Below are 472 nucleotides of genomic sequence, written 5' to 3' on the forward strand. Positions count from 1 at the left end.
GTCATGCGCCACTATGAGGTGATGCTTGGTATCAACCGCACTTTGTACGTTATAACTCACAACTCTTGTAAAACCTTGAGTTTTCATTAAACGTGAATCAGGATCAGTAGTGGATATTTGCTTATCAGGATGAGCTTCAACTTGTTCTTTAATCTCGTATAGTTTTTTTAACTGGCTGCGAAAGTCAGCTAGTCTCTCTTTTGTGGCTTTAATTTTTGTGACGTTAGCTTGCTCTTTATCGGCTTCATCAAGTAATTCAAGATAACGTTCAATGTTCTTTTCGACTCGGTCGATGTGAAATTTAACTTTGCTTGGCGTAAAATTATTGCCTTTGTTGTTGCTAGCTTTAAACTTACTACCATCGATGGCAACAACGGGTTTCTCAAACATATTCAGGCGACGACAGACTTCAACAAACGTTTTGCATACATTTTTTATACCGCCTCCGTTGTCTTTTCTAAAATCAGCTGCA

1 pseudogene is annotated in these 472 nt (G+C 38.3%); it reads right to left on the reverse strand.

The window, feature by feature from the left end:
* A pseudogene (locus P20439_RS12750) lies at positions 1–472 on the reverse strand (IS5/IS1182 family transposase); the annotation flags it as partial.

It is taken from the genome of Pseudoalteromonas sp. BSi20439, assembly GCF_000241165.1.
In the GTDB taxonomy this organism is placed as follows: Bacteria; Pseudomonadota; Gammaproteobacteria; order Enterobacterales; family Alteromonadaceae; genus Pseudoalteromonas.